This is a genomic window from Nocardiopsis sp. TNDT3 (assembly GCF_003427465.1).
Lineage (GTDB): Bacteria > Actinomycetota > Actinomycetes > Streptosporangiales > Streptosporangiaceae > Nocardiopsis > Nocardiopsis dassonvillei.
In genome coordinates, this window is the sequence record NZ_QPFC01000680.1 from 1 (window position 1) to 1,341 (window position 1,341).

Below are 1,341 nucleotides of genomic sequence, written 5' to 3' on the forward strand. Positions count from 1 at the left end.
ACCCCTCCGGCGGGCGGCGCCCCGCCGCCCGCCACTGCTCGGGCGGCCGGCGGCGCCTTCGGCCCCCGTGTCTCAGAACCGGGGGGCCGAGGTGTCGACCATCCGCCACGCCCCGGGATCGGCCGGGGCGTCGGTGAAGGCGTAGCGCACGGTCTCGCGGTCCATGGCGAGCAGGGTCACCGACCCGGTCTCCCACGTCCTGCCCCCGCCGAGGTCGGCGCGGGCGACCAGGCCCGTCGGGTCGCCGGACTCGTCGGGGCCCGCCGAGCGGGGCGCGGAGTTGGCGGCCTCGTTGACCAGGCGCGGCCACTCCCCCCAGATCTCCTCCACCCCCTTCGCCCGGGACAGGTCGGCCGGATCGGGCCGGGTGCGCGCGAACTCGGGCGTGTGGCGGGCGGCGCGCGGATCGTCCGGGTTCAGTCCGGTGTTGACCACCATGCTCACGCCGACCGGCAGCGGACGGGTGTCCAGGCACCGGCCGTCCCAGCTGTGCAGTCCGGCCCGGCGGGCGTCGGCGTCCAGCAGGTGGAAGGGCGCGTAGAGGGTGGGGGCGTCGCCGTGCAGAGGGTCGCGGCCCGGGTTCCTGCCCGCCTGCGCGAGGGCGCGCAGCGGCAGTTCGCCCCGGCTGGCCGGGTAGGTGCCCTCCCAGGGCATGCGCCCGTCCCAGGGCCAGCCGTTGAGCAGGGCCGCCGTGCGCGGGCCCGTGGGGTCCACCGCCAGCCAGGTGCCGCCCGCGAGGCGGTCCCGGCCGCCGACGAGGTCGGGCCGGTCGGGCCAGTGCCGGGCGGGCCCGTCCCAGGGCCGGGAGGACATCTCGTCCCTGAGCGCGGCGATGACCAGGGGCGTGTCCGCGCCGGGGTCGAAGCCGACGATGACAGTGCACATGACGACCTTGTGACCTTTGCTGTGGGTCCCCGGTGTGGTGCGGTCCCCGCGACGGTGCGGGCGGAACGGGGATGTGGACAGGAGGTAGACGCAACCGTACCCGGAGGGTGCCCCCGGTGGTGCTCCGCGCGGGCCCGGGGTGGTGCGGGCACCACCCCGGGTCCGGGGGACGGTGTGCCTGTTCCCGGCCCGGGAGTCTTCTAGTCTGTAGTCTCCCTCCCCCTTCGCGTGTGCGGGGCGGATGCCGCGTCCAAGGCGCCTCCCGCCCGTCTCGTTTCCCGGACCACACAGGAGTAGTGCGTGCCCGAGCAACCCGACCGGACCGACGGCGGTGCGGACAGCACCGCGGACAGGCCGCGGGACGCGGCTTCCGCCGTCCCCGGACCACAGGCGGGCGGCGGCGCCCCCGAGACGGCCGGAGCCCCGGCCTCCGCCGAGCCCGCCCCCGCAGGCCCC

At 77.2% G+C, this 1,341-nt stretch carries 1 protein-coding gene; it reads right to left on the reverse strand.

Annotated features, from left to right (window positions below):
- Positions 1 to 72: 72 nt before the first annotated feature.
- A complete protein-coding gene (locus DQW06_RS17055) occupies positions 73 to 885 on the reverse strand; it encodes an NRDE family protein (protein WP_117198902.1) in 813 nt (270 codons plus the stop codon).
- Between the last annotated feature and the right edge of the window lie 456 nt (positions 886 to 1,341).